Origin of the sequence: Streptomyces sp. NPDC058751, assembly GCF_042746485.1 — a bacterium.
In the GTDB taxonomy this organism is placed as follows: domain Bacteria; phylum Actinomycetota; class Actinomycetes; order Streptomycetales; family Streptomycetaceae; genus Streptomyces.
Window position 1 is genome coordinate 51,271 of the sequence record NZ_JBHYPZ010000060.1, and the last position, 5,067, is coordinate 56,337.

3 protein-coding genes are annotated in these 5,067 nt (G+C 71.4%); all 3 read right to left on the minus strand.

Annotated elements, in window-relative coordinates:
• Positions 1–62: 62 nt before the first annotated feature.
• Positions 63–2,294, minus strand: a complete 2,232-nt coding sequence (glgB, locus tag ACFW6B_RS37365; RefSeq protein WP_386603613.1) for a 1,4-alpha-glucan branching enzyme — start codon at positions 2,292–2,294, stop codon at positions 63–65.
• A gap of 131 nt (positions 2,295–2,425) precedes the next feature.
• Positions 2,426–3,799: a phosphotransferase gene (locus ACFW6B_RS37370; RefSeq protein WP_386603615.1), complete on the minus strand. Its 1,374-nt coding sequence runs from the start codon at positions 3,797–3,799 to the stop codon at positions 2,426–2,428.
• 47 nt (positions 3,800–3,846) lie between these two features.
• On the minus strand, positions 3,847–5,067 hold a 1,221-nt coding region (gene treS / locus ACFW6B_RS37375), incomplete at its 5' end, for a maltose alpha-D-glucosyltransferase (protein ID WP_386603618.1).

The window sequence follows — 5,067 nt, forward strand, 5'->3', positions numbered from 1 at the left end:
TTCCGGGCGGGTCCCCCGGCCTCGCCCTGCGCGGGGTTCCCCGGCCGTGGCTGCGGTCGGGCTCAGGCCGGCCGCAGCCACACCGTCGCCAGCGGCGGCAGCGTCAGCTCGATGCTGGTCGGACGGCCGTGCATGCCGATCGCCTCGGCCTTTACGGGCTCGGTGTGGACGACGTCGCTTCCGCCGTAGCGGAGGCTGTCGGTGTTGAGGACCTCCCGCCAGGCGGGGACGTGCTCGGGGACGCCGAGGCGGTAGTCGTGGCGGACGGCGGGGGAGAAGTGGGAGACGGCGAGGAGCGGGGTGCCGTCGGCGGCGTACCGCAGGAAGGCGAAGACGTTGTCGTCGGCGGCGTCGCCGACGACCCACGTGAAGCCGGACGGGTCCGTGTCGCGTTCCCACAGCGCGGGTTCGCCGCGGTAGAGGGCGTTGAGGTCGCGGACGAGGTCCTGGACCCCGCGGTGGTCGCCCTCGGCGCAGTACTCCGGGTCGAGGAGCCACCACTCGGGGCCCTCGGCCTCCTTCCACTCCCCGCCCTGGGCGAACTCCTGTCCCATGAAGAGGAGTTGCTTGCCCGGGTGGGCCCACATGAAGCCGAGGTAGGCACGCGCGTTGGCGCGCCGCTGCCACCAGTCGCCGGGCATCTTGGAGACGAGTGCCTGCTTGCCGTGCACGACCTCGTCGTGGGAGATCGGCAGGACGTAGTTCTCGCTGTAGGCGTACACCATCGAGAAGGACATCTCGTCGTGGTGGTACTTGCGGTGGATCGGCTCGTGCTGCATGTACACCAGGGAGTCGTGCATCCAGCCCATGTTCCACTTGAACCCGAAGCCGAGTCCCCCGTCGGACGTCGGACGCGTGACGCCGTCCCAGGCGGTGGACTCCTCGGCGATCGTGACGACGCCGGGGTTGCGGCGGTAGACGGTGGCGTTCATCTCCTGGAGGAACGCCACCGCGTCGGGATTGTCCCGCCCGCCGAACTCGTTGGGGACCCACTGGCCCTCTTCGCGGGAGTAGTCGAGGTAGAGCATGGAGGCGACGGCGTCGACGCGCAGGCCGTCGATGTGGAACTCCTCGCACCAGTAGGTGGCGTTGGCGACGAGGAAGTTGCGGACCTCGCGGCGGCCGTAGTCGAACTCCAGGGTGCCCCAGTCGGGGTGGTGGGAGCGCCGGGGGTCGGCGTGTTCGTAGAGCGGGCGGCCGTCGAACTCGGCGAGGGCCCAGTCGTCGCGGGGGAAGTGGGCGGGTACCCAGTCCATGAGGACACCGATGCCGGCCCGGTGCAGGGAGTCGACGAGGTGCTTGAAGTCGTCGGGGGTGCCCAGGCGCGCGGTGGGCGCGTAGAAGCCGGTGACCTGGTAGCCCCAGGAGCCGCCGAAGGGGTGCTCGGCGACGGGCATCAGCTGGACGTGGGTGAAGCCGAGGTCGTTGACGTAGGCGGGGAGCTGGTCGGCGAGCTGACGGTAGGTCAGGCCCGGCCGCCAGGAAGGCAGATGGACCTCGTACGCGGAGAACGGCGCCTCGTGCAGCGGGCGGCGCTCCGCCCGTTCCCTCATCCACGTCGAGTCCTGCCAGGTGTACGACGACCGCGTCACGACCGACGAGGTCGCCGGAGGCACCTCGGTGCGGCGGGCCATCGGGTCGGCGCGCAGGGTGCGGGACCCGTCGGGGCGCGTGATGTCGAACTTGTAGAGCGTCCCCTCGCCCATGCCGGGCAGGAACAGCTCCCACACACCGGACGATCCGAGCGAGCGCATCGGGAACCCGGCGGCGCCGTCCCAGTGGCAGAAGTCCCCGCAGACCCGGACCCCTCGGGCGTTGGGGGCCCACACGGTGAAGCGCGTGCCCTCCACACCGCCGTGGGTCATCGGCTCGGCGCCGAGCGCCCGCCACAGTTCCTCGTGCCGGCCCTCGGAGATCAGATGCAGGTCCAGCTCACCGAGCGCGGGCGGGAACCGGTAGGGGTCCTGCGTCTCGAACTCGGCCTCGTCGTACGTCACCACCAGGGTGTACGCGGGAATCCCGTCGAACGGCAGGGCGGAGCCGAAGAGCCCGTCGCCCAGGTCGTCCAGAGCGGTGCGGTGCCCGTCCACGACCACCGCCACCCCCCGGGCACACGGCCGCAGCGCCCGGAACACCACTCCGCCCGGCACCGGATGGGCACCCAGCAGCGCGTGCGGATCGTGATGGGTGCCGGACAGCAGCCGCCCCCGGTCCGTGGGGTCCAGCGCGGCGTGCTGCGCGGACGGGGCGACGGGCTTGGCCCGTCGTACGCGGGAGGATGCGGTGCGGGTCACGGCTTGGGCCTCTCGAAGTGGGGATGGCGGGGTGCTCGGCGGGAGTGCTCAGGCTGGTCGGTGGTCGGTGGTCGGTGGTCGGTGGTCGGTGGTCGGGAGCCGGGTGACCGGTCACCGACGGCGGCCGGTGGTCAGGGGAGGTCGGCGAGCCGTCCGACCGCCGCCATGGGCACGGGCAGCCAGTCCGGCCGGTGCCGTGCCTCGTAGAGGACTTCGTACACGGCGCGGTCCGTCTCGTACGCGCGCAGCAGCTCGGGTTCCTCGCGCGGGTCCCAGGCCGCCGCGGCGGCGTAGCCCGCGCAGAAGGCCTCGCGGCAGCGCTCCGCCCACTTCGGACGCCAGGGCTGCCGGGAGCGGGCCGCGTAGTCGAAGGACCGCAGCATGCCCGCGACATCGCGTACGGGCGACTGGACACGCCGACGTTCGCTGATCGGGCGGGCCGGTTCACCCTCGAAGTCGATCACCGACCACCGCTGCCCGGCCCGCAGGACCTGGCCGAGGTGGAGATCGCCGTGGATGCGCTGGGCGGGGCGGACCGCGGCGTCCAGGGCGGCGAGCGCGTCGAACGCCGACCGCAGACCCGGCGCGTGCGGGCGGAGTTCGGGGACCGAGCGGACCGCGGCGTCGAGACGCCCGCCCATCGCCTCCGCGAGCCGCCGGTTCCGGTACGGACTCGGCGCGTCCACCGGGAAGGCCGTGGCCAGGGCCAGGTGCACCTCGGCGGTGGCCCGGCCCAGTTCGTACGCCTCGCCCGTGAAGTCCTGCCGCGAGCCGAGGGATTCGAGGGCCAGCGTCCAGCCGTCGGCGGCGTCGCGCAGGTACGGCTGGAGCACGCCGAGGGTCGCCTCCTGCGGCTCCGAGGTCCTGAACCACGCGGCCGGCGCCGGGACGCGGGTGCAGCCCTGTCCGGCCAGCGCGCGCGGCACCTCCAGGTCCGGGTTGATGCCGGGCTGGACGCGCCGGAAGACCTTCAGTATGAACGCGTCCCCGTAGACCAGTGAGGTGTTGGACTGCTCGGCGTCGAGGAGGCGCGGCGTGAGGCCGGACGGCACCGTCACCCGGGGGTCGCGCTCGAACCGCAGCGGTCCCGCCGTACCCGAACGGCGCAGCCGTTCGAGGAGCAGTCCCGCGGCCTTCGGGTCGTGGAAGGCGTCGTACACGGTCAGGTGGGCCAGCGGGCCGGCGCTCGCCCGGCCGATGAAGGCGTGGGCGAGCCGCGGCGGCAGGACCTCCCGCACACCGAGCAGCAGTTGGTAGCAGTCCTCGGCCGCGGGGGCGCCGGTCGCGTCGTGGGCGGGCGGGCCGAGGTGCTCGGTGCGGACCAGCAGGTGCAGACACCCCGGGTACAGCTCGGTGGTCGACAGCAGCGTCAGATCCGTCACGGGTCTGCCCTTGCCCGCGAACCAGCGCTGTCGCGGCAGCCAGGCGCACAGCAGTTCGGTCAGCGAGGTGAGCAGCGGAGCGGTGTCGGGGCCGCTCGGACGATGCAGAGCGGTGTGCGTCATGACGGCACGTCCTTTCAGGGGCGGGCGGGCTGTCGAGGGGTACGCGTTCACACGCGCCTCGCGGTGCCGGGCCCGACCGCGGGGCGCAGGCGGAACCAGTAGAAGCCGTGGCCGGCGAGGGTGAGCAGGTAGGGCAGTTCGCCGATGGCGGGGAACCGGACGCCGCCGATCAGTTCTACGGGGTGCCTGCCGTCGAACGCGCGCAGGTCGAGCTCGGTGGGCTGGGCGAAGCGCGAGAAGTTGTGCACGCACAGCACCAGGTCGTCCTTGTATTCCCGCAGGAAGGCGAGGACGGCGGGGTTGGTGGAGGGGAGTTCGGTGTAGGAGCCGAGTCCGAAGGCCTTGTTCTGTTTGCGGATCTCGATCATGCGGCGGGTCCAGTGCAGCAGTGACGAGGGGGAGGACATGGACGCCTCGACGTTGGTGACCTGGTAGCCGTAGACCGGGTCCATGATGGTCGGCAGGTAGAGCCTGCCGGGGTCGCTGGAGGAGAAGCCGGCGTTGCGGTCGGGGGTCCACTGCATGGGGGTGCGCACGGCGTCGCGGTCGCCGAGCCAGATGTTGTCGCCCATGCCGATCTCGTCGCCGTAGTAGAGGATCGGGCTGCCGGGCAGGGAGAGCAGCAGTGCGGTGAAGAGTTCGATCTGGTTGCGGTCGTTGTCCAGGAGGGGGGCGAGGCGGCGGCGGATGCCGATGTTGGCGCGCATACGCGGGTCTTTCGCGTACTCGGCGTACATGTAGTCGCGTTCCTCGTCGGTGACCATTTCGAGGGTGAGCTCGTCGTGGTTGCGCAGGAAGATGCCCCACTGGCAGTTCGCGGGGATGGCGGGGGTCTTGGCGAGGATCTCGGAGACGGGGTAGCGGGACTCGCGGCGGACGGCCATGAAGATGCGGGGCATGACGGGGAAGTGGAAGGCCATGTGGCACTCGTCGCCGCCGGAGGGGAAGTCGCCGAAGTAGTCGACGACGTCCTCGGGCCACTGGTTCGCCTCGGCCAGCAGCACCGTGTCCGGATAGTGCGTGTCGATGTCGACCCGGAGCCGCTTGAGGAACTGATGGGTGGCCGGGAGGTTCTCGCAGTTCGTGCCCTCCGCCTGGTACAGGTACGGCACCGCGTCGAGCCGGAACCCGTCGATGCCCAGGTCCAGCCAGAACCTGAGGGCCGCCAGGATGTCCTCCTGGACGGCCGGGTTCTCGTAGTTGAGGTCGGGCTGGTGGGAGAAGAAGCGGTGCCAGTAGTACTGCTTGCGGACGGGGTCGAAGGTCCA

What these genes read in the sequence shown, in the direction of transcription:
- ACFW6B_RS37370 (WP_386603615.1), bottom strand. Translation starts at nt 3,799, where the DNA reads ATGACGCACACCGCTCTGCATCGTCCGAGCGGCCCCGACACCGCTCCG.